Below are 26634 nucleotides of genomic sequence, written 5' to 3'. Positions count from 1 at the left end.
GAATTGATGCAAAAAAAGAATCCGCTCTTTAGGAGCGGATCCAGTAGATAAATACATCTCATTTTTTTAATTAGACAACAATAAAAAAGCACAGCCGACAATGCTGTGCTTAAATTTTTATTTCAAATTTAATTGCAATTTCAAAGCTGAAAAAAGCAAAAAATGATTTCATTTCAGTTGTATTACATAGTAAATGTAGCACTATTTTTAATATGAAACATGAATTTAATGTTAAAATTCACAACTTATCCACAATTAATTGTGGATAAGTTTATAACTAGTTGTTATTCAATGTATTTCAAGATGATGTTTTTCAAGATATATGTTGGTATAGTATTTTTCAGTTGACAGAAGAACTAAAAAATTAATGAAACTCATATTAAGTAAAGACATTCTGAATAAAAAATCACATTAACATAAAAAAGAGAGCCAGACGGCTCTCTATTGATATTTAGCTTTCAAGTTTTTCCTTGATGTATTTTGCTGTATGTGATTTTTTATCTTTCGCCAGGTCTTCCGGAGTTCCGGCAAAAACAACTTCGCCGCCATATTTCCCAGCTTCAGGGCCAATGTCTATAATATAATCTGCGCTTTTGATAATATCCGGCTGATGTTCAATAACAATCACAGAATGTCCAAGATCAATAAGTGCCTGCAATGACTTCAACAGCTTCTGAATATCATGGAAGTGAAGTCCTGTAGAAGGTTCATCAAAAATAAACAGGGTTTTATCTGTCGTAACTCCTTTCACAAGAAATGAGGCCAGTTTCACACGCTGTGCTTCACCGCCGGAAAGGGTAGAAGAGCTCTGGCCCAGCTGCAGATAGCCTAAGCCAACTTCCTGAAGCGGTCTCAGTTTGGTGACAATCTTTTCTTCATTGTTGTCTTTAAAGAACTCCAAAGCTTCATCCACCGTCATATGAAGAATATCGGAAATGCTTTTTTCATCAAACTTCACTTCCAGGATCTCGTTTTTAAAGCGGGTTCCTTTACATACTTCACATTCAAGCTCAATATCTGCCATAAACTGCATGGAAACATTGATCACGCCTTCACCCTTACATTCATCACATCTTCCGCCATCTACGTTGAAAGAGAAATGCTTAGGCTTATAACCCATCATTTTTGAAACTTTCTGCTTGGCAAAAAGATCCCTGATGTCGTCATACGCTTTCAGGTAAGTAACGGGATTGGATCGTGAAGATTTTCCGATTGGATTCTGGTCGATCAGTTCAATATTTTTAATCAGTTTCTTTGGAAATTCTACAGAGTCATAATCTCCTTTTTTACCACCCATTCCAAGCTGGATCTGGATATCATTGGTTAAAATTTCCTTCATCAGCGTAGATTTTCCGCTTCCGGAAACTCCAGAAATCACCGTAAGGCTTTCCAGAGGAACATCTACATCTATATTTTTCAGATTATTCTGTCTTGCCCCTTTAATATGGATCCATTCCTTGGCTTTTCTGCGCTTTTTAGGAACTTCAATTTCCATTCTTCCGGTTAAATATTTTGAAGTAAGTGTATCTGCGTTTTTAAGATCGTTATAATCTCCGGCAAACACCAGCTCACCACCAAGATAGCCTGCTTCCGGACCAATATCTATGATATAGTCGGCAGCTTTCATAACGTCTTCATCGTGTTCAACAACAATCACGGTATTTCCCAGGTCACGAAGGTTTTTTAAAACTTCGATCAGGTTTTCGGTATCCCTTGAGTGAAGACCGATAGAAGGTTCATCCAGGATATAAATAGATCCTACAAGAGAACTTCCAAGGCTTGTGGCAAGATTAATTCTCTGGCTTTCACCACCTGAAAGGGTATTGGAGGTTCTGTTCAGGGTTAAATAGCCTAAGCCTACCTTTAGTAAAAATTCGATACGGGTTTTGATTTCGTACAGTAATCTTTTGGCCACATCCTGATCATGCTCGGAAAGTTTAAGTCCGTCTATCAATGGATATAATTCATCTAATGGAAGCTCGATCATAGAATGGATATTGTGTCCGTCTACCTTTACCCAGCTCGTTTCTTCGCGTAATCTCAGGCCTTCACAGGTAGGACAGAGTGTTTTCCCTCTGTATCGGGAAAGCATAACGCGGTACTGGATTTTGTACAGGTTTTCTTCAAGCATTTTGAAGAAGTTATTAATGGAAGGGAAGCTGCTTTTGCCGTCACCTTTCCACAGGAAGCTTTTCTGTTCTTTGGTCAGCTGATGATAAGGTTTGTGAATAGGGAAATCGTCAGCCTTTTTGATAAATGCTTTTTTCCACTCACTCATGCTTTCACCTCTCCAGGCAACCACTGCATCTTCATAAACGGATAGTGTTTTATTTGGAATGACCAGATCTTCATCTATTCCGATCACTTTACCGTAACCTTCACATGCTGGACATGCTCCATAAGGGTTGTTGAAACTGAAAAAATGAACATTTGGTTCAAGGAACTCCATACCATTAAGCTCAAATTTGTTGGAAAATTCTTTTACCTTTCCGGTATCTGGATTTTTCAGTGAACAATAGCCATGACCTTCATAAAATGCCATTTGAATAGAATCTGCCAGCCTTTGAAGGAAGCTTTCGTCTTCTTCATAAGAAAAACGGTCGATCACTAAATTAATAGCCATTCCTTTTTCAGGAGTAAAACCGAAGCTTTCCAGATCCTCAATACCCGCTACATTACCGTTGATCTCAAGTCTTGTGAAACCGGCAAGCTTTAAAACATTCAGCGCTTCCTTAAAATTATCTGCATCATATTCCAAAGGAGCTGTCAATAAGAACGAAGTATCTTTTTTTGAAGCTTTGATAAAATCAATCACATCAGAAACAGAATCTTTTTTTACTTCCTCGCCTGAAACAGGAGAAAACGTTTTCCCGATTCTTGCAAAAAGAAGCTTCATATAATCATAGATTTCCGTAGAAGTTCCTACCGTAGAACGGGGATTGGAAGAAATCACTTTCTGCTGAATGGCAATGGAAGGAGCAAGTCCCTTAATGTCATCCACTTTCGGCTTTTCCAGTTTACCCAGAAACTGACGTGCATAAGAGCTTAAGCTTTCCACATATCTTCTCTGTCCTTCTGCATAAATAGTATCGAATGCTAGGGAAGATTTTCCGCTTCCGGAAACCCCCGTGATTACGATCAGTTTATTTTTCGGGATCAGAACATCTATATGTTTCAGGTTGTTAAGATGGGCATTCTTAACGAAGATCTGTTTTTTTATATCTATTTCTACTGTTTTAGTCATGTTTATCTATTCATAAAGTATATACTGACTGAGAATATCTGTGATCAGTGTGACTGTTTTCTTGCCGTAATCTGCCGTCTGATAAACTGTTTTCTATCTGTCCAGGAAATTCGGCATTTATAAAGTGCCTGTAAGTATGGAAAGATGATTTTCGTCGCAAAATTAAGACCCACAAAATTACAAAATTTTACTGAAAATAAGATGTTTAAATATTTACTGACAGATAATTATATTCAATCATAAACAAAATCAAAAAAGTAAAATATTTCCATTTTCTGGCAAATAAAAATAACCGGATAAGCCATTAACACCCATAAGATTATATTAACAATCTCATGTTTATTGAATTTAAAAATAATTTATGATTTTCATTATGTTTTTGCACTTTGCTCTTGTTTTGTATTTTAAAATTAGTTAAAATTGTATTCATAAATATGTAATATAGAAATGAGAAAGTTATTCAGAGATCTTGTTACACATTTAATGAGAAAAAGATGAAGTTACTACCCTCAAAAGATGCAGTATATCCTACTGCATCTTTTTTTTATGATAACTATCATTTGTCTTTCTTCGGGAACTCCCTTACTTTTGGGTCCATTATTAAAGAAACTGACTCAAAACAAAACGGGAACTATTATGATCAAGAAGATTGGAAGTATATTTTTACTAGGTTCAATGCTCTGTGCTCAAGCACAGGAGAAGACTACGGATATTGAAAGCATTGAATTTCAGGGGAAATTTATTTCTACACCTTATAAAAATGCCAATCAGAATATTACGGTTATTACAAAGGAAGATATTGCCAATTCTCCTGCGAAAAGTATTGACGAGGTTCTTCAGCAGGTTCCGGGAATGGACATCAGAAGGAGAGGAGCGAATGGTGTACAAAGCGATATAGGCTTCCGGGGAAGTTCCTTTGAGCAGGTATTGCTGTTGCTCAATGGCATTAGAATGAATGATTCCCAGACCGGACACAATTCCATGAATGTACCGGTAGATATGGATGATGTGGAAAGAATTGAGATCATTAAAGGCCCGGCTGCCAGAAGATTCGGACAGAATGCTTATGCCGGTGTCATCAATATTATTACCAAAACAACTCCCGGAAAACGGGTGAAAATAAGTGCTGAAGGCGGAGATTACGAAACCTACGGCTTCGGATTCAATGCACAGCTGGGAAACGAAAAATTCTCAAACTCACTTCAGGCCAATTCTGCCTCATCGCAGGGCTATATGTACAATACAGACTACGAAATCCGAAATGTCTTCTACCAAAGCAAACTTAATATTAAAAACGGTGATCTGAAGCTGCAGGCCGGTTTTTCTGAAAAGAAATTCGGAGCAAACGGTTTTTATGCTTCTAAAAGTGCTACCGAACAGTATGAGGAAACCCAGGCTTCCATTGTAAGTTTAGCGCATCAGCAAAAGTTTGGTAATTTGAAATTAAGCTCAAACGTATATTGGAGAAGAGGACAGGACATGTATCTGTATGACAGAAATAAGCCGAATGGTTATAGAAATATGCATATTGGGAATAATGCAGGCGGGGAAGTGAATTCCAGCTACCAGTGGGGATTGGGGACTACAGGTGTTGGTGTGGAGCTGAGAAAGGAGTTTCTGGCGAGCAATAATTTAGGAGAGAGGAACCGTTTTGTCTCGCAGGTTTTCTTTGAGCATCATTTTTCATTATTGGATAAAAAGCTGAACATCAGTCCGGGGATTTCCTGGGCGAATTACTCCAAGGAAGGGAATTTCTTCTATCCCGGTTTGGATGTAGGGTATAATTTCAATCAGAATAATAAAATTTACGGAAATATTGCCAGAGTGCATAGGGTTCCCACATTTACAGATCTTTATTATGTAAGCAAAACAGAACAGGGAAATCCTGATCTGCTTCCGGAAAATGCGGTTTCATCTGAACTCGGGTACCAATATCAGAGCAATAGAATTCTGGCCAAAGTGAGTGGTTTTATGAGAAACTCAAACAATTCTATCGACTGGGTTAAAAAAAGCATGACCGATCCGATATGGTACGCGCAGAATGTAGGAAAAATAGATACAAAAGGAGTTGAAGCAGAAGTGAGCCACAGGGTTTTCGACTGGCTAAAATATACAGCTGGTTATACTTATCTGGACAGTAGAATGAAAGAGTCTAATGATGTTGTTTCAAGATATATTCTTGATAATCTGAAACATCAGGTTGTTGCAAAGCTTGAAACCAGATTCTTAAAATATTTCACGAATGAGCTGGTTTACAGATATAACGAAAGACTGAATTTGGGAAGTTATAACCTTCTTGATGAAAAGCTAAGCTTTGCAAAAAAAGATTTTTCTGTATATGTACTGATCAATAATTTGACGAATACAAAATATACCGAAGCTTTTGAAGTTGAAATGCCCCAAAGATGGTTCCATTTAGGACTCTCATATACGATCAATATTAAATAAACGTTAATTTTAAATGAATGAAAATTAATATTAACAAATTGTTAAATGATTTATTTTTGCAAAAATTTTTTATGAAACTTTTTTTAAGTCTGAGTTTACTTTTGAGTATGACCTTTTTCAAAGCACAGGAACACGTTTCCAGCTTCAATGCAGTGACTCTAACCTATAAGTTTCATCCTAAATTTTTCCTTTATGCGGAAGGCCAGCTTAGAGGTAACGAAGATTATACATATCCCGATTATTACGAAATCAAAGGAGGAGTAGGATACAATCTGACTAAAAATCACAAGCCTTTCGTAGGTCTGGGAAGATATGTGAATTATAAAGAACACAGCCTGAGCAGAGAGGAATTCAGGGTATGGCTGCAGGACGTGATCGATTTCAAAAAAGGGATCGTCAAGTTTGAAAACCGTTTCCGTGCTGAGAAAAGCTGGTTCTATGAGCCTAAAATAGATAAAAATTCTCAAAGAATGCGTTACAGATACCGTCTGAATATAAGCGTTCCTTTGAATGCAAAAACTGTTAAAAAAGGAACTGTTTTCGCAAATGCTTACGACGAAATTTTCCTGGTAAGCCCAATGAAGCCTACTTTTGCTAGAAACAGGGTATATGGTGGTTTCGGTTATCAGATAGACGACCATTTCGGAATCCTGACAGGTTATCTATGGCAGCGTGAATTTGAAGCGAAAGGGAATAAAAACCTTCACTTTATTTATCTGGCCTTAAACATCAATATCGACGGTACGGACCATCCTACAAAAACATATGATTTCCCTGGGGCGGATTAATATTTCTCTATCAGATAACGGTACGCCTTCAGGTATTTGTTGAATCTCTTGATATCTTTAGGGCTAAGCTCTCTGTTTACTCGTCTGAGATCCATATTGTCCCGGAGATCATTAAGCTTTACAGCGACAGCCAGAGAAGATCTTTCTGTTCTTTTAACGAATTCATCGTAATCCTCTTCGGGATCAAATTTGGTAAGGCAGCTTATGGCAAAAATAATGTATTCCGGAAAACCTTCGGTTCTTAAATAATCCAGGCTGAACTCTTCCGGATGATCTTCTACTACATCATGTAGTACCCCGACGATCTTTTCGTCCATTGTTTTACCATATTCCATCACACGCATGACATGGGCAATGTAGGGAGCGTGGTATTTGTCGGTTTGTCCTTTATGTGCTTTATCAGCTATTTTTATGGCTCTGTTGAGCATTTCTTCTTTTGTCATTTCTTATAGAAAATAGAATACAAAAATAAAAAATGCCTTAAAGAATAAGACATTTTTACTAAGAATATTTTACATAATATTAAAGCAGGGTTTCATCCTCTACGGAAGCATCTGGGGCGTTGTTTTTTACAGATTCTATACCGTTTTCCATTCCATTTTCAGATTCATACATCTGGCTCGTTCCAATGATTTGCCCGTTCCCGGCTTTTAAATTGAAATAGCAGCGGTCATCTTTAGCTGTATTTCTTTCGAATTTTGAGTCATCCTGTGAATTGGTGCGTACGGATTCTATTCCGTTTTCACACGAGGATTTTGAGCCGTATCCCTGGCTGGTTAAGATAACCTGGCCATTTCCGGCTTTCAGATTGAATTTAAAGTCACTGTCTGTCCTTTTCGAGATAATAAATTTTCCCATAGTAATAATTTGTTTTGGTTATTTAATAGGCTGAGCCTTTTTTGTGTCTGTAATTTTTTCAGGAATGTCCGGATTCAGTATTTTATATTTTGAATAATCTTTTTTAGGTTCTTTCAAGGCCATATATGCTGCTGTATCTTTTGGTGTTACAGTAAGCATTTTATACTGTTCCTTCCGGTCTGTGTCAGTCTTTTCCTTTATTTCTTTGAGATCATTAATCTTTGTGGTATCTGTCTTCGGCAGGATCAGCTTTCTTTCTTTTTTCTGGGCAGTTAATGTAATAGAAATAAGAAAGAGAGGAAATAATAAAATCTTCATGTTTTTTAATTTAAAATAAAAATATAAAAAAATATTGGAATTTTAAGCTCATAAGGGCTATAGATTTTTACATATCGGCTTGCGTTACTACCTGTTATGTCTTTTTTAGTATAGAGGCTAAAAGAAAAGCGTCTCAAAAAATGAGACGCCTTGAAATCAAATTATGTTATAAAAGACTAATAAGCTGCTTTAGCAATATAGTGTGCAGCAACTTTTTCAGTTAAAGCCACTACATTCGGATGATTCGTATACTTTGTGAATCTTCTCAGACCTGAAAGCATCATCCTCTGCTCGTCACCTTCAGCGAAAGAAACAATTCCTTCTTTGGCAGCTGCGATGATCTTTTCAACAGCTTTATAAAGATTAAGCTGTGCCATTGCTGCTTCCACAGAATCCGGTGAGAAGTGCTTTTCAGCCCTTAAGATAGCAGATTCAGCCATGTAGATTTGGTTAAGGATTTCAGAAGCATTCAGTAATAAGTGCTGCTGTTTTTCAATATCCATCATATATTTTTGAAGCGCAGCTCCGGAAACCATAAGGAATACTTTCTTAAGGTTAGCGATAATTGCTTTCTCTTCAGCCATGAATGCTGAGTAATCAGGCACATCGAATGACGGAATTCCCATTAATTCTTTGCTGATCGCCATAGCAGGGGAAAGCAGATCTAATTCTCCTTTCATAGCTTTTTTAATCAACATTCCGACTGCCAGAAGACGGTTAATTTCGTTGGTTCCTTCATAGATTCTTGCGATTCTGGAATCTCTCCAGGCCGCTTCCATTGGCATGTCTTCAGAGAATCCCATTCCTCCGTACACCTGGATGCCTTCATCGGCAGTATGCTGCGTTAAATCTGAAACGAAAACTTTCAGGATAGAAGCTTCTACCGCAAATTCCTCAACTCCTTTTAATTCAGCCTGCTGGTGATTCATTCCGCCAGCAACCAATTCATTGATTTTGTCCTCAACATCTTTTGCCGCTCTGTAAGAACCGGCCTCTGCAACGAAAATTCCTGTCGCCATTTCTGCCAGCTTCTTTCTGATTGCTCCGAAAGTTGAGATCGAAACTCCAAACTGCTTTCTTTCGTTAGAATACTGAAGAGAGTGGTTTAAGATTCTTCTTTGTCCGTCCAGGTTGGCAGCTGCCAGTTTAATTCTTCCTACATTCAAAGCATTCAGAGCGATTTTGAAACCGTTGTTTCTTTCGCCTAAAAGATTCTCAGCCGGAACTTTCATATCATTAAAGAAAACCTGTCTTGTAGAAGACGAACGGATTCCCAGTTTATGCTCTTCTTCACCGAAAGAAAGTCCCTCAGTTCCTTCTTTTTCTACGATGAAACCTGTAATGTTTTTATCGTCATCAATTTTAGCAAAAACAATGAAAATTTCTGCAAAACCTGCATTGGAGATCCACATTTTTTGCCCGTTGATGATATAATGTTTCCCGTCTTCAGATAGTTTTGCTCTTGTTTTTCCTGAGTTTGCATCAGAACCTGCATCAGGCTCAGTAAGACAATAAGCTCCGAATTTAGTTCCTGTTGCCAAATCCGGAAGGTATTTTTTCTTTTGCTCTTCTGTACCGTACAATAGGATAGGAAGCGTCCCGATTCCCGTGTGCGCTCCATAAGCTGTAGCCAAAGAACCATTTGCTCCTGAACAGTAATCACACGCCAGCATGGTATTCACGAAGCCCATTCCAAGACCGCCGTATTCCTCAGGAACAGCAACTCCTAAAAGCCCCATTTCACCCAACTGACGCATTTTTTCTTCAGTTAAAGCATAATCTTTTTTCTCAAATCTTTCCTTTTGAGGGATTACTTCCCTGTCGATAAATTCTTTCGCAGAATCACGAAGCATTTTTTGTTCTTCTGAAAGTTCTTCCAAAGAGAAGATCTCATTAGCAGGAATTTCTTTTATTAGAAATTCACCACCTTTTAATGTTTTATTAAGTGTATCACTCATTATTTTATGATTTTAAAATCTATAATTAATTAAAGAAGTTCGAAAATACTCGCTGCTCCCTGTCCCGTACCTACGCACATAGAAACCATTCCGTACTTGTTGCCGCGTCTTCTCATTTCGTCAAGAAGCTGAACAGTTAATTTTGTTCCGGTACATCCAAGCGGGTGGCCAAGAGCGATTGCACCTCCGTTGACGTTAAGGATATCAGGGTTTAAGCCTAATTCCTTTTTAATCGCTACAGACTGTGATGCAAAGGCTTCGTTCAATTCAATTAATTCAATATCTTTTAATTCAAGACCTGCCTGTTTTAAAGCTTTTGGAATTGCATAAATCGGCCCCATACCCATAATTCTCGGCTCAAGACCTGCTGCAGCATAAGCCACTAATCTTGCTTCCGGCTCAAGACCTAATTCTTTCACCATTTCTTCGCTCATTACCATTACGAAAGCGGCTCCGTCGCTCATCTGGGATGAATTTCCGGCTGTTACACTTCCTCCATTCGCAAATACGGGTCTCAATTTAGCAAGACCTTCCAAAGAAGTATCTTTTCTCGGACCTTCGTCTACAGAGAAGTCAAATTTTTTAGACTGCATCTTTTGATTTTCATCTAAGAAATTATATTCCACAGGAATGGAAACAATCTGACTGGCAAATTTCCCTTCAGCATTAGCTTTCAACGCTTTCATATGGGATTCAAAAGCGAACTGATCCTGTTCTTCTCTTGTAATATTATATTGTTTGGCTACTTCTTCCGCTGTGTAACCCATTCCCCAGTAATAATCAGGGTTTGTTTTTGCGATATCCGTTTCCGGAACCGGCTTGTAACCACCCATCGGGATATAGGACATAGATTCTGTACCTCCAGCGATGATACAGTCTGCCATTCCGGCCTGGATCTTTGCAGAAGCAATAGCAATAGCCTCACTTCCTGATGCACAATATCTGTTTACAGTAACTCCGGGAACTTTGTCAGTATTTAATCCCATTAAGGAAATTAAACGGGCAACATTCAGTCCCTGTTCTGCTTCCGGCATTGCGTTTCCTACAATCAGGTCGTCAATTCTGTTTTTATCTAATTGTGGAAGCTCTGCCATCAATTTTTCAATCACTGTAGCGGCCATCACGTCGGGTCTTGTAAATCTTAAACTTCCTTTTGGAGCTTTTCCAACGGCAGTTCTGAACCCTTTTACTATATATGCTGTCTTTGACATTTTTTAATTCTTAATTCGTTAATGATTAATTTCTCAACGGTTTTCCATTTTGTAACATATACTGAATTCTCTCTAGCGTCTTTCTCTCCCCGCAAAGCTGAAGGAATGTTTCTCTTTCAAGATTCAATAGATATTGTTCAGTTACGACAGTTGGTTCGGAAAGATTTCCTCCGACCATTACGTTGGCCAGTTTGTCTGCAATTTTTTTGTCGTGTGCAGAAATGAAATTTCCTGTTAACATTTGATCAGTTCCAACGTAGAACATTCCCAAAGCATCTTTACCTAAAACTTTTACTTTTTGTTCGATAGGCTGTGTATAACCTTGTTCTGCCAATAGTTTTGCTACTTTTTTAGCTTCAGCAATCTGCCTGTTTTTGCTTACGGATACGATATCTTTTCCTTTCTCAAGAATTCCCATATCATAGGCTTCATAAGCGGAAGTGGCTACTTTACCCATTGCGATATTCATGAATGCTTCGCGAAGCCTGTTGTTTTTAACGTCATCGCTGTGGAATTCTCTGGAAGTTCTCAAAGTAAGTTCTTTAGTACCGCCACCGCCAGGAATTACTCCAACTCCGGTTTCTACCAATCCGATATAAGTTTCTGCTGCTGCAACCACTCTGTCTGCATGCATGGTCATTTCGCAACCTCCACCAAGGGTCATTCCGTGAGGGGCAACCACTACAGGAATAGAGGAATAGCGCACTCTCATCATGGATTTCTGGAAATAAGCAATAGCCATGTTCAGATCATCCCAGTCCTGTTCGATAGCCATCATCAGGATCATGGCAAGATTGGCTCCCACAGAGAAGTTGGTTCCCTGGTTTCCAACAACTAATCCGTCATATTCTTTTTCAGCTAAATCAATGGCTCTGTTTAATCCGTCAAGAACTTCGCCTCCAAGAGAGTTCATTTTTGAACGGATCTCAAAGTTGATGATCCCGTCACCAAGATATTCAATCGCTGCTCCTGAATTGCTCCAAAGCGTTTTGTTTTTTCTGATATTGTCTAGGATAATAAAGGCATCCTGACCAGGAATTTTGTTGTATTCTCCTGAGTTTTTATCAACAAAAATACTTTGACCTTCATCATTTACTTTATAGAAAGTCTCTACATTTTTAACCCAGTCTGAAACTTCATAGCCTGCATCTTTTGCTAATTCAATACCTTTTTGAACGCCTACTGCATCCCAGATTTCAAACGGACCATTTTCCCATCCGAAACCTGCTCTCATCGCATCATCAATCTTATAGATTTCATCAGAAATTTCAGGAACTTTATGAGAAACGTAAGCGAATAATGCACCTAACGATTTTCTGTAAAGTTCTCCGGCCTTATCTTTTCCACCAATTAAAACTTTGAATCTATCAATTGGTTTGTCAATATTTTTCGTTAATTCTAACGTTGGGAAAGAAGATTTCCCCTGAAGCTCATATTCTAACGTATCAAGGTTTATTCCGTGGATCTCAGATTTTCCTTCTGCATTTTTTACTTTTTTGTAGAAGCCCTGTTCCGTTTTAGAACCCAGCCATTTATTATCCATCATTTTCTGGATATAATCAGGAAGGGCAAAAACATCATTGAAATTATTAGCTTCAGCGCCGCTTTGGCGTACACCGTTCGCTACCATTACTAAGGTATCGAGACCTACAACGTCTGCTGTTCTGAAAGTTGCAGATTTCGGACGTCCGATGACAGGACCTGTTAATTTATCAACTTCAGAAACGGTTAATCCTAATTTCTGTACGTTGTGAAGGAGATCCATCATGGAGAAAACTCCGATTCTGTTCGCGATGAACGCTGGAGTATCTTTGGCTAAAACTGTAGTTTTCCCTAAGAATTTCGCGCCATAATTCATGTAGAAATCAACTACTTCAGGAAGTGTATCAGGTGTAGGGATGATCTCTAAAAGAGGCAGATACCTTACTGGGTTGAAGAAATGTGTTCCCGCAAAATATTTTTTGAAATCTTCACTTCTCCCTTCAATTAGAAAATGAATAGGAATTCCCGATGTATTAGAAGAAATTAATGTTCCCGGTTTTCTGAACTGTTCAATTTTTTCATAAACAGATTTTTTAATGTCAAGCTTTTCAACGACTACCTCGATGATCCAGTCTGTATTTTTGATGTTCTTAAGATCATCATCAAAGTTTCCTATTGTAATTCTATCCGCAAATTTTGGAGAATAGAGAAGGGCAGGACTTGCTTTTTTCAGTTTTTCAAAGTTTTCAGAAGCAATTCTGTTTCTTACCACCTTGTCATCTTTGGTCAAACCTTTTTTCTGTTCAGCTTCCGTCAGTTCAAAAGGAACGATATCCAAAAGGGACACTTCCACGCCAATGTTGGCGAAATGTGCCGCAATACCGCTGCCCATAATTCCTGAACCAAGAACCGTTACATGTTTGATTCTTCTTTTCATTATAATTTATTTTCTGTTATTTAATAATTCGTTTGCAATTTTCATGATTTCGGACATCACTTCTTTAAAGGTTTCAATTTTCTCAGGAGCGATTTTCTCCATCACTTTCTTATTAAAATTGACGACCACTTCTTTTGACATATTTCTTGAGTTCAGGCCTTTATCCGTAAGTTTAATGATCACTTCCCTTTTATCGGCAGTGGTCTTTTCCTTATAGATATATCCGTTGTCTTCCAGAAGTTTAATGATTCTGGTCAAAGAGGTGGGCTCAATGGCCATTTTAGGACCAAGGTTGGTACTTCGGGTACCTTCTTTGGGATCAATTTTAAGAAGAGTGAGGGCTTGTACAGCGGTAGAATCATGCTCCTGGGCAAGTTCTGTGTACATTTTAGAAACAGCCAGCCAGGTCTGCTTCAAAACTAAATCTACGTTTTCTATTTTTTCTTTATTATTATCCATCATTTATCCACTAATGGTGTTACCCAAATTTAGTAAATATTATGCATGCATAGTATTTATTAACGTTAAATTTTGTTAATAACCTGATAATAAGAAGATTAAATTGTATGATTAGCATAATACTATGCATGCATAGTATATGGAATATGTAACAGAAATGTTGTATTAATGAATGTTTTTAACGAAATTAACTATTTCTTCGAAAGATTCACATTGTTGTTTCGATTGACCAATGAGAATTTCCCAAAAGCCGTCCTTATGGTCAAAATGCAGAGCAGAAAGATCTTTTTCGAAATTTTTTTGCAATAAAGAATAAAGCATTTCCTTGTGAACCTGCGGTGCATTAATAGAAGGCGGAACAAAATTCTCATTCACCTGGAATAATGAAACATTGGTAAGTTCTTCATGCTGAAGCAGTACGTCTTCTACAAGGCCGGAGAAAAGCTGGCTATCTTTTACATACCAGATCTTATCTGCAAATTCCTTGGCCAGTCGCCAGTCGTGGGAAGAGAATAATATGATTTTATGTTGCTCCTTGGCCAGTCTGCGAAGGGTTTTTAAGATAATAAGCTTATTTTTTTCATCAAGATGGGTTGTTGGCTCATCAAGAATAACAACAGGAGAATTCTGAGCGATAGCCCGGCCTATAAATGCTTTCTGCAAATTACCATCCGAAAGGTTTTTAAGAAGACTATGTCTGTATTGGGCAAGATCCAGTTCATCTATAATGTGAGAAATTTCCTCTCTGTCTTCTTTTTTAAGCTCAAAATAAAAAGGATAGTAGATGTATTTCCCTAATGAAATAAGGTCTTCAACAGTATAATGCTGCGGAACATTTGATTTTGAGAAAACAACAGCGATATTTTCAGCAGTTTCTTTAACGGAAAGGTCTTTTATATTTTTATGATTAATTAAAATTTCTCCGCCTAAAAGGGAAACTTGATGCAAAATAGATTTGATAAGCGTAGTTTTCCCAACACCGTTATTGCCAATGAGAAGGCACACGTCACCTAGTTTCAGATCTGCATAAGCATTTGAAATTAAAGTTTTATCGTAGCCTATATTAGCTTGTTTGATTTCTAGATGCATATTAATTGACAAAAAAGATAATTATTAAAAACAGTAAAAGAGGGAAAAGACTGAAAAAAAGGAACAAAATTTTATTTGTTTTAATTTTCCAAAGGGTGTAGCCTCCTAAAAAAAGGGATCCCCAAAAGAAGCAAGGTAAAGATGCCATCAGATACCTGCAATGTCCAAATGTATAAATCCAATGGATATCTTTATCCAAACGAAATATGTCAGAAAATCTCATGAATGCAAAGCTTATTACAAACTGGAGTACATTTGTAATAATTAATTGTTTCTGGGTTATCTTAATATTTGTCAGATTCATTCAGTAACAAATTTAGATCTGTTTATTGATTATAAATTATAAAATTTCTCAAAATCTGTATAATCCGCAAAATCAGCGAGCAATAAAATAAAACTCACACAGATTTTTCAGATTACACTGAATATTATTTCCGGTTTTAGAAATTCATCATTGACAATTCACACCTTCATCTTTAAACCTTATTCTGTTTCAAAAGCATAAGCAAAATCACCGGTATTCCAAATACAGAGCTTATTACATTCATGGGAATCTGGGTTTTCTCTGCTGTGATAGAAAATACCAGCATGATCAGCATTCCGAGAAACATATTCAGGATCCATTGCTGCCATAATTTAGACGGATTATAGATCAGTCTGCAAAAATGCGGAACAATAATTCCGATAAATAAAATAGGTCCCAGAAATGCAGTAATAGAAGCTGAAAGCAGGGAAGAGGCTGCGATGATAAGAATCTTCAACTGATTGAGATTGACTCCTAAACTCTGCGCATAAGAAGTTCCTAATGAATTTCCAATCAGTGGCTTTATCGTTTTAAAACAGAAAAATATTCCTATGAAAACCAGGGCAGCTAGTACATAGATCTGGTTTCTGGTCACCATATTATTAGCCCCAAAAGACCATAAAATATAGTTTTTCAGACTCTGGTTTTCTGCATAGAACTGTAATAATGAAACTACAGCACCTGCAAATGCCGAAATAAGGAAACCAAATATAATGAGATAAGATTTATCCTGAAACTTATTCGACATGGAAAGTAAAACCAGCATCAATACAAGGCTTCCTACAATGGCCGAAAGGCTGAGAAAACTGTTCTGCAGAAACTCCGGGATTAGAAAATCGTGGGAGAAGAAAATATAGAAAGCTACGGATAAGCTGGCTACAGACGTAATTCCTAAAATATCCGGACCGGCCAGAGGGTTTTGAAAGTATTCCTGCATCAGAAAACCGGATGTCGGAATTGATATTCCCGCCAGAAGCATCACCAGTACCCGGTTGATACGAATTTCGGCGATCTGGCTTTGAGCAGAATCCTGAAAGAAATCCTGAAAGTTTAAATTTAAAAACCCTGTGTTCAGGTTGATCACTGCAGTAAGAATAATAGCAGCCGTCAGCAGTAAACACAGGATTTTGAATTTTTTTGACATGATCAGAAAGAATCTGGATGTTTTTATTTTAAAAGAGCATCAACCTTAGAATTCAATACTTCTTCGGTCATCATTCCTAAATATTCGTCAGTTTTATCTCCTTTTCTCAAATAAGTAAAAGGAATTGAGCCGCCGTCCCACTGTTTGAAATTATTAGTGAAAAAATTAGCGTCTAGTTTTTGCCCATCCAAAAGGATGATATTTGCGGCAAGATTATTTTCCTGTGCAAATTTTTTCACAGAAGTATTCCATTCAGATTTATCATCAAGGTTGATAAAAGTAAATTTTACAGGCTTATCTTTTAATTCCTCCATTTTGTTCTTAAAATGAGGAATTTCTCTCATGCACGGTCCGCACCATGTTGCAAAAAAATTGGTAACGTATAAAGTGTCATTCTTCTGAGCCAGATATTTTCCCAGGTTTTCCGGAGAAAGTTCCTTAGAAGTATAAGCACTGGTTGCAGAGGCTGTATTGTCTGTTATTGAAGCTGAATCTGCCACAGCCGTATCCTCTATTTTCTGGCCTTCTTTTTTACAGCTGTAAAGAGCTGTAAGAATAAGCGCAGATAAAATTATCTTCTTCATAAATTATTTTTTAACTATTTTTGAATTGAAGTATGGAACAACAAATCTATAAAGGGAAACTGATACAGTTTCATCCGTTAAAAGTAGCGAAAAAGGAACAACTGACCAAAAATACTTTTTCTCTGGAATTAGAGATTCCAGTGAATTTGAAGGAGAATTTCAAGTTTGAAGCGGGACAATTTGTAAGCATAAAATTTATTGCTCACGGTGAGGAAGTCATCAACGATTATTCAATGACTTCAGCTCCTTATGAGAAAAAAATATGTCTTGGAATCAAGGTGAATTCTTCTGATGGAGCCACTTCGGAGTTGTTCAAAAATTATAATGTTGGAGATGAGCTGATGGTAGGAGAGCCTTCCGGGAGATTTACACTGGTTTCCAAGCCGAGTGAATTCCGGACAATTGTTGCCTTTGCTGCGGGAATAGGAATTACCCCGATTTTGAGTCATTTTAAGAATATCCTTCACACAGAACCGCGCACAAGATTATTTTTGTTTTTTGGGAATAAAAGTTCGGAAGAAGTTATTTACAGACAACAATTGGATAATCTTGCCAGAATTCATGGGGAAAGGCTTCAGATTTTTTACTTTTTTTCGAAGGAAAAAACTGCAGATCAGTTCTTTTACGGAAGGCTGGACGAGAAGAAACTGAGTTTAATTATTAATCAAATCCTTCATTTGGATGATACGGATGAGGAATCTACGATTTGGGATGCGGTAGATGAAGTATTGATAAGTGGAAAAGGAGAGATGATAAAATCGCTGGCTAATGCCTGTTATCACCACGGAATCCCGAAAAAGAATATTCATTTTGAACTTTTTGAAGAATACAATGATGATATTTATCCTGTAGAAAAAGAATTCCCGCTGATTGAAAATGTGGAAGTTAAATTTACAATGCTTGGAAAAGAGTATGAAACCCTTCTTCCTGATAACAGAGAGAAGATTCTTCAACAGCTTCTGATCCAGAATTTTCCGGTTCCTTATTCATGCAAATCCGGAATATGCGGAAGCTGCGAATGCTATCTTGAAGAAGGAGACGTGGAACTGCTTGAAAATGAATATCTGACTGAAAAAGAAGAAGCACAAGGTAAAATACTGGCATGCATGTCCATTGTAAAAAGTAAGAAAATAAAGCTTAACTTTGACCTTAGTTGAGAATTATCAGGAACATATTTAACTTGGGATTTGTATCAGCAGAAATAGGAATTCTGCTGATATGTCTTTGTAACGCATGGGTTTTCGGGCTTACTAACGGACGTACCTATACCAAGATTTCTAAAATTCCGCCAAGGGAAATTGCCTTGGTACTTGGAACTTCTCCAAAGATGAGATCCGGCCAGTCCAATCCGTATTTTACGAAAAGAATGGATGCTGCGGCACTTCTTTATCACCATGGAAAGATCAAAAAGATTATTGTAAGCGGAGAAAAAAGCAGAGGATATAACGAGCCTGCTGCCATGAAAAATTACCTGGTCAATCAGGAAGGGGTTCCTGAAGATATTATCATCGAAGATCCTAAAGGATTTAATACGTATAAAAGCATTCTGCGTTGCAAAGATGTCTACAAAAAGAAAGATGTGATCATTGTATCACAGGGTTTTCATAATCTTCGCGCCTTATTCTTTGCAAGAAACAATACTATGAATGCCCTGGGTTTTGACGCTCAGGATGTCACCAAACCGGAAAGCTACTACAGAAACCAGTTCAGGGAAATACTCGCCAGAGTGATTGCTGTAGTCTATTTCGTATTGGGAATTTCTCCGGATTAGAAAGGATATCCGAACGCGATATTCAATGTTGGCTTAAACGGCTGGAAATTTTTAAATCTCCATCTTTCCCCGTCAGGCTTATTCGGATCATAGATCTTATAGGCAAGATCAAGTCTGAAAGTAATGTAGGCTACATTTACCCTTAAACCGAATCCGCTGCCAATCCCCATTTGTCCTAAAAATTTATTGAACTTGAATTCATCACCGTAGCCATCATTATAGTTTTTAAGACTCCATGTATTCCCGATATCGGTAAATAAAGCCCCTTCATACATTTCATTGAAGGGAATTCTATATTCTATATTGGTAGTAAGTTTTAGGTTGTCTGTCATATACGTACGTACTCTTTCATCCACCTGAGAGTCTGCCGGACCCAATCCTCCGAATGCTACCCATGCTCTTATATCATTGGATCCACCGTTGAAATAAGACTTAATTACAGGCATATTCGTGGAGTTTCCAAAAGGAATGCCTACTCCGATGAACTGGCGTAAAACCAGGGTCTGATTGCCGTTGAATTTAAAATATTTTCTGGTATCAATATCAAATTTCACGAACTGCGCGTAAGGAATCCCGAAAATGGTTCTTTGTGGGCTTGTTATAACACCACCTTCGTCCCTTTTTTGATTGAAGATGCTTAAAATATTACCCGCGAGCTCTACTTTACCATTAAAATAAAATGCATTGGGATAATCTTTTTTACCGATCTCATTGTAAACGAAATTATAGATCATGGAAGAGATAAGCACATCCTGGGTTTGTCGGTCTTTATTGACCAGGGATCCCGTAAATGCTAAAATAAGATCCTGACCTTTTTTATCCAGTGTCTGAATGTATTCCGTATCTTTCAGAATCATTTGGGAGATATCATCAATACTGAGCTGCCCGGAGGTAAACTGCTGTTCAAGTCCTGGCGGTTTATAGGCAAAATAGCTTGCAAACATATCTTTTCTTACAAGCTCATCATTGCTGAAATAGTCATAATAGGCATCTTTATTTTTTGTAAGACTGACCTGCGTATTGAAAAGGGTTAGCCTGTGTGATACCTGATCATTGATATTTGCCTGGTAATTCAATCCTGTATTGAAGTTCACCCTTCCCAAACCTATATTGTTCTGTACCGAAGCTCCCAAAAGGATAGAAGACGTTGGCGTATATCTTTTAGGCAGGAGCTTATAATAATTAAATGGAAGCAGAAGCCTCGGGAAGTTAAGAGAAGCCTGCGCCGAAATTTCGTATGCGAGATCCCTCTTATCAATATCTTTTGTGCTTCTGATAGATCCGAATGTTCCCGAAATGCTTGTAGAAAGGTTTTCAGCCCCGCGGAAAACATTTCTTGTGGTAAGGTCTACAGAAGGGGATATCCCCAGGTTCAAAATCTGGGAGTAATTGATATCTGTTCCCAGTTTAAGCTCATATTTCGGAAGTGGTTTCAGTACGTAAAGAACATCAACGATGCTGTCATTAGGTGAAATACCGCCTCCTCTTCTTAAAGAATCTCTTGCTTTCAGAATACTGAAGTTATTCATCGCGATGAAGTTTCTCTTTGTAAGATCCAAAGCTTTCTGGTCATACACTTTCTTACTGTCTACAATCACAGCTCTCCATAAAGAAGATGTTTTATAGCTTTCGTCCATTTTATGGAACCTTATTCTTCTTAAACTGTCCTTAATGGTGTTTTTCGGAAAATCACTGGCCTCGTTTACAATGGCCACGTCAATATTTCCGATGGTCGCCACTTTATAAGGATGGTCAGCAGAATCTTTATGGATCTCAAGGGTAAGGGGAACCTGTTTTCTGCTTTTCAGTGAATCTGCTACGAAATAGATCTCTTCATTGGAACTATTAAACCTATAGTATCCGTTTTCCCGCATCAGCTCAGTAATTCTTGTCACTTCTTTTTCAAGAACGGTCTGGTCAAGTCTCTGTCCGGATCTTATCAGACTCTTGTCTAGTTTCTGCCAGTAGAGGCCTTTAACGGTGGGATCCGTAATATTGTAGTAATAATCTTTAATATAGGTAGGATCATTATGCTTGATAAAATAATTAACGGCTGCCTTCTTGGAAGCAGAATCCATAGAATGTTTGAAAGTGACATCAGCATCCCAAAATCCTCTGTAAACAAGTCTTTTTTCAATAGATTCGGCACTTTTTTCACTTCTCGTCTGATCCAGGATTACAGGCGGGGTTCCCCAGCTATGAAGCAAACGGTCTAAAAACAATGTTTTTCCCACACTGCTTTTCATATTATATTTAATGAAAAGAGAGTCTCTCAGCTTCTGATTTCTCATTTCACTGGGATAAGTCATATATTCGTTGAGTAAAGTATCATATTTGGGATTGGCCATATTATAAAATGCTAGACCCAACGGCATGAAAAGAAGCTGCTTTTTATTAGGCTTCTGCTGTACATAATCTTTCAGTTCTTCATCGAAAGATTCTTTCTTATCTTCAAACTTAAAGTTGTTTCGGGTAAGCAGATATTCGCCATCCGGAACTTTTTTAGTTGTACTGCACGCATAAAGGAGACCAACAAATGTTGCAAATGAGATAATTTTATAATATTTTTGAGGAGAATTCATATAATGCTTACAGCTCATACAATAAAAATTTTACAGTCTTTAGATAAAAAGAAGTTCAGACAAAAATACAATTTGTTTTTGGTTGAAGGTAATAAAATCATTTGTGAACTTTCTGAATCTAATTTTAAAGTTAAAGAAATATTTTCTACCGATCCGCAAAAACTGGACCGGACAGATGTACCCGTTGTCCAGATCACTGAAAATGAGCTAAAAAAAATCAGTTTTCTTAAAACACCTAAAGATTCTGTAGCAGTTTGTTATCTGCCCGAAGAAGAAAAAACAGAGGATAAGGATTTCCAGTTGGTCTTGGACGGTATTCAGGATCCGGGTAATCTAGGAACCATTATCCGCCTGGCAGACTGGTTTGGGATAGAACAGATAATCTGTAGCGAGGATACTGTAGATGTTTACAATCCAAAAGTGATTCAGGCCACGATGGGTTCTTTCACCAGGGTAAATATCCTTTATACGGATCTTGTGGAATATCTTTCGAAAACGGATAATCTCAATATAGGAACGGATATGGAAGGGGAAAATATCTATACTTTTGAAAAGCCTGAAAAGCTCAACCTTATTCTAGGTAATGAAGGCAAGGGAATGAGGCCGGAGACGGAAAAGCTTCTACAGAAGTGTATCACCATTCCAAGGTTTGGTAAATCCCAGTCTACAGAAAGCCTTAATGTTTCTATGGCAGCGGGAATTATTCTGGGACAGCTGTTTAATAAGTAGACCTAGACATCAGATTTCAGATTTATAATTGTATGATACATTGATCAGCCAATTATAAATCTGAAATCTGAAATCTAGCATCTGAATGTCTTATATTAACTGTTCCAGACTTGAAACACTCTTGTTTTTTTGGTATACTTCCAGTTTTTTTCTGACATATTTAAGGGCAATAGGAGCCAGATAAATCATAGCCGCACCCAGAAGTTTTTTCTTCCAGTTAGGACTCTTCATATTGTTTTTGGCATAATTTCCAACCAAAGCAGTAATTCCCAGTTTTATCAGACTGTCTGTCACATTACCGCCTAATGCAGTACTGGCAATTCCCACAGCTGTTTGTTTATTGATGAACATATCTTTTACTTCGGAAGTCAGATGCCTGGCAATGACATCTTTTCGGAGAACTACCTTTTCATCACCGTCATCATCTACTTTTTCCTGCAGATACTGATCTGTAAGGCCATTTGTGAATGCACTCAGGCTTTCTTTTGTATTTTTAAAGGTAAGAAGGTTTTCCAGATCATTGATCTCGCTTTTAAGCAGTTTTTTCTTTCTTCTTAGTTCTTCGATGCTTTCGTAATTTCTGCCCATAGCTTAATGATTTAAAAATTTAATAACCTGGTCTGCCACCATATTGACAATCTTATTTTTAAAAGCAATGATAAAACCCATTACTACGACATAGAATGCAGCAACGATCAGGAAACCGTAAGAGGTATTATCCAATGCCTTGCCGATAAGAAATGCCATTCCAAAATTAAAAAGGATAATAAAAAAAGTAAAAGCAACTAGCAGCACTACAAAGTAGGTAATGAGCCCTGCAGAAAGAGAGGATTTTTCAGTAGCTTCAATTTTCAGAAGATCTATTCTCTTTGATGCATATTCTTTAATAGTCTCTATCATTGTTTTTTTTTAAAGTTACAAAAAAAGGAACTTTCGCGCAAAAAGTTCCTTCCCATAATTTACTCAAAAAATAAACTACTTATTTTTTAAGATCGTTAAGTTCCGTTTCTACATCCTTTACTACGTCTGCAGTTTTGGAAACAATCTGATCTTTGTATTTATCATATCCGTCTTTTACCGTATGGGCTACACTGCTGGCCGTTTCTTTGAAAGTAGAAGAGATATTGCTGTACTGATCTTTTACTTTTTCAGACACTTCGCCGTATTTGTTTTTAGCCTGGTCCTTTAGGTCACCTGCTTTATCTTTGATTTTTTTTCTTGTTTCTTTACCTTCTTCAGGCGCATAAAGCATTCCTAAGATTACACCTGCTGCAGCACCTGCAAGAAGTCCTGCCAATATACCTGCTGTATTTTTTCCGTTTTTCGACATTTTAAGCTTTTTTAATAGTTAATAAATATTAGTTTTTACTATGTTAAAATCTACAATTTGTATACCAAAGGAGCTATTTTGCCTATTAAAAATTGTTAAATCTTTTGAATATGCGACAGAATAAGATCTATAGTTTCTTCTTTTGTAAGCTCTGTATTGTCAATAACAATAGCATCTTCAGCCTGCCTTAAAGGTGCTATTTCCCTTTCGCTGTCGATCTTGTCGCGATCTGTAAGGTTTTGCTTTACCTGTTCTCTGTCTGTCTGGATTCCCAAGCCTGCTAACTCAAAATATCTTCTGTTGGTTCTTTCGTCAATACTGGCAGTCAGAAAAAATTTATAGTCCGCATTTGGCAGAACTACTGTCCCTATGTCACGTCCGTCCATAATAATGCCGCCTTTTTCTGCCAGCGAACGCTGTGAGTGAAGTAGAAAGTCTCTTACTTCTTTCTGTTTTGCAACAATACTTACATTATCGGAAACTTCTGTGGTACGGATCTGTTTTGAAATATCAATATGATTGAGGTAAAGAATCAGTTCGTTGTCACAGTTTCTGAATTCCAGCTCGATCTGATCCAGGGAAGAGAATAGTTTATGAAGATCGATGGAACCATCTTCATTCATGCAGTTCTGTATGGCAAACCATGTAATTCCCCTGTAAAGTGCGCCGGTATCCAGATGTATAAGACCCAGTTTATCGGCAATAACTTTAGAGATTGAACTTTTTCCGGTAGACGAGTACCCATCGATAGCTATTACAGGTTTTTTCATACCGCAAATTTCAAGAATTTTTTTAAAAAATCAAGGTTGTACAGAAAAAAATCTATATTGTTATGTAAATTTTCGTGTTGAAATTACTCTCCTGCGTGGCTGCTAAGGTCCATAGAGACACCTATCTGGTTCACGTTGGATGAGTTGTGATAACGGATATGGGCATAATCTATGCGGAATCTTCTTAATTTAATTCCAAATCCGCCTGAAAGGCCTGAAAAGTTTCTCTGATCTGCCACGGCAAGTTCGTTTCCTCTTTTCGCATTATACCCAAGCCTGATATTGAAACTTTTTTCAGGGAAAAGTTCTGCTCCTATAGAAAAATGGTCTGCCAGCTTTCTTCCAAAACCTACTTCCTGACCGTTCACATTATATTCCGAAGAGATATCAAACTGCTGAAGGTCGTGGGCAGTAATGGTAACGGCAAGCGGAATAGCTTTAAGAATTCTGGTATATCCGAGATCTATTCTGAACGGAAGATTTTCCCTGGTTCCGTTGAATGATTTCAGCTGAAATCCAAAATTTCTCATAACAAGGGAAAGAACTTCTTTGTTCTTTTTATTATGATAGGTAACTCCTGCAGTTCCGGAGATTGCAGAAGAAGTATAGTTGTCAATTTTTGAAGTAATGAAATTGATGCCCCCGCCAATAGTCCAGTCCTCTTCGAACTGATACGCATATCCTGCGCCAATTGCTACGTCTGAAGCTTTGAACTCACCATTTTGTTCACCGCTTTCATCGGTTCTGGGAATGCTTCCATAGGTCATATATCTGGCATTGATGGTTGCCATATGTCCATTATCAAAATCTCTGGCATAGGCAACAGTTCCATATTTTGAGTCGGCAAGGTAAGCTGCCGCATTTACTGAAAGCTGTTTGTCTGAATCTTTATTTAAGAGAGCCGGGTTTGCAATAGCAAAGGAAACATCATGATCCCTGATGGAAATTGCATCGCCACCTAAGGCAGCCTGTCTGGCAGATACAGGGATGTTTAAAAAAGGATAAACATTTGTTCCTGTTTGCCCATAAGAAACAATTCCTGACAGAAATAATGAAAAAATGACAATTTTCTTCAATTCAATTTATAATTAATGCAAAAATAATCCTTTTTCGTACTTATCAAAATATTTCTGACATTATTTCTGCGTAAATATTTTTCTTTATTCAATATTTTTAATGATTATATTTGCAAAATCAAATTTAGGAGAAAATTACTCCAGTAAAGCTTATTAAAAATTAAAGATGAAATATAAAAGAATCCTTCTGAAACTGAGTGGTGAGGCCTTAATGGGGAACAGACAATACGGTATAGACAATGAAAGACTGCAGGAATATGCTGCAGAAATAAAGAAAGTAGTAAAAAAAGGCTGTGAAGTTGCGATCGTTATTGGAGGAGGAAACATTTTCCGTGGAGTAGCAGGCGCTGCAAAAGGAATGGATAGAGTGCAGGGAGATTATATGGGGATGCTGGCAACAGTGATCAACGGAATGGCTCTTCAGGGAGCGTTGGAAGATGCAGGGATCAAAACAAGACTTCAGTCTGCGATTGAAATGGATAAAGTAGCTGAGCCTTTCATTAAAAGAAGAGCCGTGAGACACCTTGAAAAAGGCAGAGTAGTAATCTTCGGGGCAGGAACAGGAAACCCTTACTTTACAACGGATACGGCAGCAACTTTGAGAGCTATCGAAATTGGTGCAGATGTAATTTTAAAAGGAACGAGAGTAGACGGAATCTATGATATGGATCCTGAAAAGAATGCAGATGCCGTAAAATACAACTCACTGTCATTCGACGAGGTATATGCTAAAAATCTTAAGGTAATGGATATGACTGCCTTCACTTTAAGTCATGAGAATAAATTGCCGATCATCGTATTTGATATGAATAAAGACGGGAATTTAGAGAAAATCGTGGATGGGGAAAATGTAGGAACTTTAGTGGATTTGTAGGTGCAGGTTAGGTAATTGAAAATTTAAATATTTAATAATTTAAAGATTATTCATTACTGATCATTTATCACTTATAACTCTTCATTTATAAAAATGTGTAATTTATCAAATTTTAACTATATAATGGAAGAATTAGATCTTATATTAGAATCTGTAAAGCACGACATGGACGCCGCTGTAAAGCACTTGGATCATGCATTTCAAAGAATTAGAGCAGGACGTGCTTCTACGGCAATGGTTCAGGATGTAATGGTGGAATACTACGGAGCTCCGACTCCGATCAACCAGGTTGCGAATGTTTCTGTACCGGATGCCATGACTATTTCTATTCAGCCTTGGGACAGAACTGCTATTGGTGCTATTGAGAAAGCGATCATCAATTCAAACTTAGGTTTTGCACCTTCTAATAACGGGGAAAATATTATTCTTAACGTTCCGCCTTTAACAGAGGAGAGAAGAAGAGAACTTGCCAAGCAGGCTAAAGTAGAAGCTGAAAGTACTAAAGTAACAGTAAGAAATGCAAGACAGGACGGGTTGAAAGAACTTAAAAAACTGGAAGGTATTTCTGAAGATGTGGTAAAGGGTGTGGAAGATGAGATCCAGGCTTTTACCGACAAATATGTAAAACTTTGTGATGAACATCTTAAGACGAAAGAAGCTGAAATTATGAAAGTATAA

The 26634-nt window shown here is 37.5% G+C and carries 24 protein-coding genes; 7 read left to right on the top strand and 17 right to left on the bottom strand.

The features are described 5' to 3' along the window. Positions 1–451 precede the first annotated feature (451 nt). Complete coding sequence (uvrA, locus tag ACMGDK_RS03165; RefSeq protein ID WP_436806591.1) at positions 452–3244, bottom strand: excinuclease ABC subunit UvrA; 2793 nt, start codon at positions 3242–3244, stop codon at positions 452–454. Between the two features lie 546 nt (positions 3245–3790). Here uvrA and ACMGDK_RS03160 point away from each other — a divergent pair. Both ACMGDK_RS03160 and ACMGDK_RS03155 read left to right on the top strand, forming a co-directional pair. Next, on the top strand, positions 3791–5692 hold the full coding sequence (locus ACMGDK_RS03160) for a TonB-dependent receptor plug domain-containing protein (RefSeq protein WP_436806590.1): 1902 nt from the start codon (positions 3791–3793) through the stop codon (positions 5690–5692). Between the two features lie 71 nt (positions 5693–5763). Next, positions 5764–6480: a DUF2490 domain-containing protein gene (locus ACMGDK_RS03155; RefSeq protein ID WP_436806589.1), complete on the top strand. Its 717-nt coding sequence runs from the start codon at positions 5764–5766 to the stop codon at positions 6478–6480. Here the strand turns inward: ACMGDK_RS03155 and ACMGDK_RS03150 are convergent. The 10 genes from ACMGDK_RS03150 to ACMGDK_RS03105 all read right to left on the bottom strand — a co-directional run bounded on the left by ACMGDK_RS03150 (position 6477) and on the right by ACMGDK_RS03105 (position 16824). Continuing rightward, the gene (locus ACMGDK_RS03150; protein ID WP_116011780.1) at positions 6477–6923 is read right to left on the bottom strand and encodes a phosphohydrolase; all 447 of its coding nucleotides are present in this window, start codon (positions 6921–6923) and stop codon (positions 6477–6479) included. The two genes, ACMGDK_RS03155 and ACMGDK_RS03150, sit on opposite strands and share 4 nt — an antisense overlap. Before the next feature lie 79 nt (positions 6924–7002). After that, positions 7003–7338 (bottom strand): YegP family protein, encoded by a 336-nt coding sequence (locus tag ACMGDK_RS03145; protein WP_436806588.1) that lies wholly within the window; start codon positions 7336–7338, stop codon positions 7003–7005. Between the two features lie 18 nt (positions 7339–7356). Beyond that, on the bottom strand, positions 7357–7656 hold the full coding sequence (locus ACMGDK_RS03140; RefSeq protein WP_436806587.1) for a hypothetical protein: 300 nt from the start codon (positions 7654–7656) through the stop codon (positions 7357–7359). Positions 7657–7832: 176 nt separating this feature from the next. Next, positions 7833–9614 carry an acyl-CoA dehydrogenase FadE gene (locus ACMGDK_RS03135; RefSeq protein WP_436806586.1) on the bottom strand — a complete coding sequence of 594 codons (1782 nt, stop codon included), beginning with the start codon at positions 9612–9614 and terminating at the stop codon, positions 7833–7835. Between the two features lie 29 nt (positions 9615–9643). Then, complete coding sequence (locus ACMGDK_RS03130) at positions 9644–10825, bottom strand: thiolase family protein (protein WP_436806585.1); 1182 nt, start codon at positions 10823–10825, stop codon at positions 9644–9646. A gap of 25 nt (positions 10826–10850) precedes the next feature. Continuing rightward, a complete protein-coding gene (locus ACMGDK_RS03125) occupies positions 10851–13244 on the bottom strand; it encodes a 3-hydroxyacyl-CoA dehydrogenase/enoyl-CoA hydratase family protein (protein ID WP_436806584.1) in 2394 nt (797 codons plus the stop codon). A 6-nt stretch (positions 13245–13250) separates the two neighbouring features. Beyond that, positions 13251–13703 carry a MarR family winged helix-turn-helix transcriptional regulator gene (locus ACMGDK_RS03120; RefSeq protein WP_034727924.1) on the bottom strand — a complete coding sequence of 151 codons (453 nt, stop codon included), beginning with the start codon at positions 13701–13703 and terminating at the stop codon, positions 13251–13253. Between the two features lie 165 nt (positions 13704–13868). Beyond that, positions 13869–14792, bottom strand: a complete 924-nt coding sequence (locus ACMGDK_RS03115; RefSeq protein ID WP_436806583.1) for an ABC transporter ATP-binding protein — start codon at positions 14790–14792, stop codon at positions 13869–13871. A 476-nt stretch (positions 14793–15268) separates the two neighbouring features. Further along, a complete protein-coding gene (locus ACMGDK_RS03110; RefSeq protein WP_436806582.1) occupies positions 15269–16240 on the bottom strand; it encodes an iron chelate uptake ABC transporter family permease subunit in 972 nt (323 codons plus the stop codon). Positions 16241–16263: 23 nt separating this feature from the next. Next, on the bottom strand, positions 16264–16824 hold the full coding sequence (locus tag ACMGDK_RS03105) for a TlpA family protein disulfide reductase (RefSeq protein WP_436806581.1): 561 nt from the start codon (positions 16822–16824) through the stop codon (positions 16264–16266). 32 nt (positions 16825–16856) lie between these two features. Here ACMGDK_RS03105 and ACMGDK_RS03100 point away from each other — a divergent pair, with 32 nt between their 5' ends. Next, positions 16857–17981, top strand: a complete 1125-nt coding sequence (locus ACMGDK_RS03100) for a flavin reductase family protein (RefSeq protein ID WP_436806580.1) — start codon at positions 16857–16859, stop codon at positions 17979–17981. 23 nt (positions 17982–18004) lie between these two features. Continuing rightward, on the top strand, positions 18005–18595 hold the full coding sequence (locus tag ACMGDK_RS03095; protein ID WP_436806579.1) for a SanA/YdcF family protein: 591 nt from the start codon (positions 18005–18007) through the stop codon (positions 18593–18595). Here the strand turns inward: ACMGDK_RS03095 and tamL are convergent. Further along, entirely contained in the window at positions 18592–21195 is a 2604-nt protein-coding gene (gene tamL / locus ACMGDK_RS03090; RefSeq protein ID WP_436806578.1) for a translocation and assembly module lipoprotein TamL, read from the bottom strand. The two genes, ACMGDK_RS03095 and tamL, sit on opposite strands and share 4 nt — an antisense overlap. Between tamL and ACMGDK_RS03085 the strand changes: the two genes are divergently transcribed. Further along, positions 21181–21906: a TrmH family RNA methyltransferase gene (locus ACMGDK_RS03085; RefSeq protein ID WP_436806577.1), complete on the top strand. Its 726-nt coding sequence runs from the start codon at positions 21181–21183 to the stop codon at positions 21904–21906. The two genes, tamL and ACMGDK_RS03085, sit on opposite strands and share 15 nt — an antisense overlap. A gap of 90 nt (positions 21907–21996) precedes the next feature. Here the strand turns inward: ACMGDK_RS03085 and ACMGDK_RS03080 are convergent, their stop codons facing one another. From ACMGDK_RS03080 to porQ, 5 genes are all read right to left on the bottom strand, one after another. After that, positions 21997–22494, bottom strand: coding sequence for a phosphoribosyl-ATP pyrophosphatase (locus ACMGDK_RS03080; RefSeq protein WP_223559622.1), 498 nt, complete (start codon positions 22492–22494; stop codon positions 21997–21999). 3 nt (positions 22495–22497) lie between these two features. Next, a complete protein-coding gene (locus ACMGDK_RS03075) occupies positions 22498–22806 on the bottom strand; it encodes a phage holin family protein (protein ID WP_436806576.1) in 309 nt (102 codons plus the stop codon). A gap of 79 nt (positions 22807–22885) precedes the next feature. Further along, positions 22886–23236 carry a YtxH domain-containing protein gene (locus ACMGDK_RS03070; RefSeq protein WP_040999207.1) on the bottom strand — a complete coding sequence of 117 codons (351 nt, stop codon included), beginning with the start codon at positions 23234–23236 and terminating at the stop codon, positions 22886–22888. A 95-nt stretch (positions 23237–23331) separates the two neighbouring features. Further along, positions 23332–24006, bottom strand: coding sequence for a (d)CMP kinase (gene cmk / locus ACMGDK_RS03065; RefSeq protein ID WP_436806575.1), 675 nt, complete (start codon positions 24004–24006; stop codon positions 23332–23334). Positions 24007–24089: 83 nt separating this feature from the next. Further along, positions 24090–25082, bottom strand: a complete 993-nt coding sequence (gene porQ, locus ACMGDK_RS03060) for a type IX secretion system protein PorQ (protein ID WP_436806574.1) — start codon at positions 25080–25082, stop codon at positions 24090–24092. Between the two features lie 166 nt (positions 25083–25248). On the opposite strand from porQ, the gene pyrH reads away from it, so the two are divergent. Further along, a complete protein-coding gene (gene pyrH, locus ACMGDK_RS03055; RefSeq protein ID WP_111953202.1) occupies positions 25249–25956 on the top strand; it encodes a UMP kinase in 708 nt (235 codons plus the stop codon). A gap of 123 nt (positions 25957–26079) precedes the next feature. Continuing rightward, entirely contained in the window at positions 26080–26634 is a 555-nt protein-coding gene (gene frr, locus ACMGDK_RS03050; protein ID WP_306842359.1) for a ribosome recycling factor, read from the top strand.

Source organism: Chryseobacterium hilariae (genome assembly GCF_051400735.1).
Taxonomy (GTDB): Bacteria; Bacteroidota; Bacteroidia; order Flavobacteriales; family Weeksellaceae; genus Chryseobacterium.
This window is presented reverse-complemented; position numbering and strand designations above follow the sequence as displayed.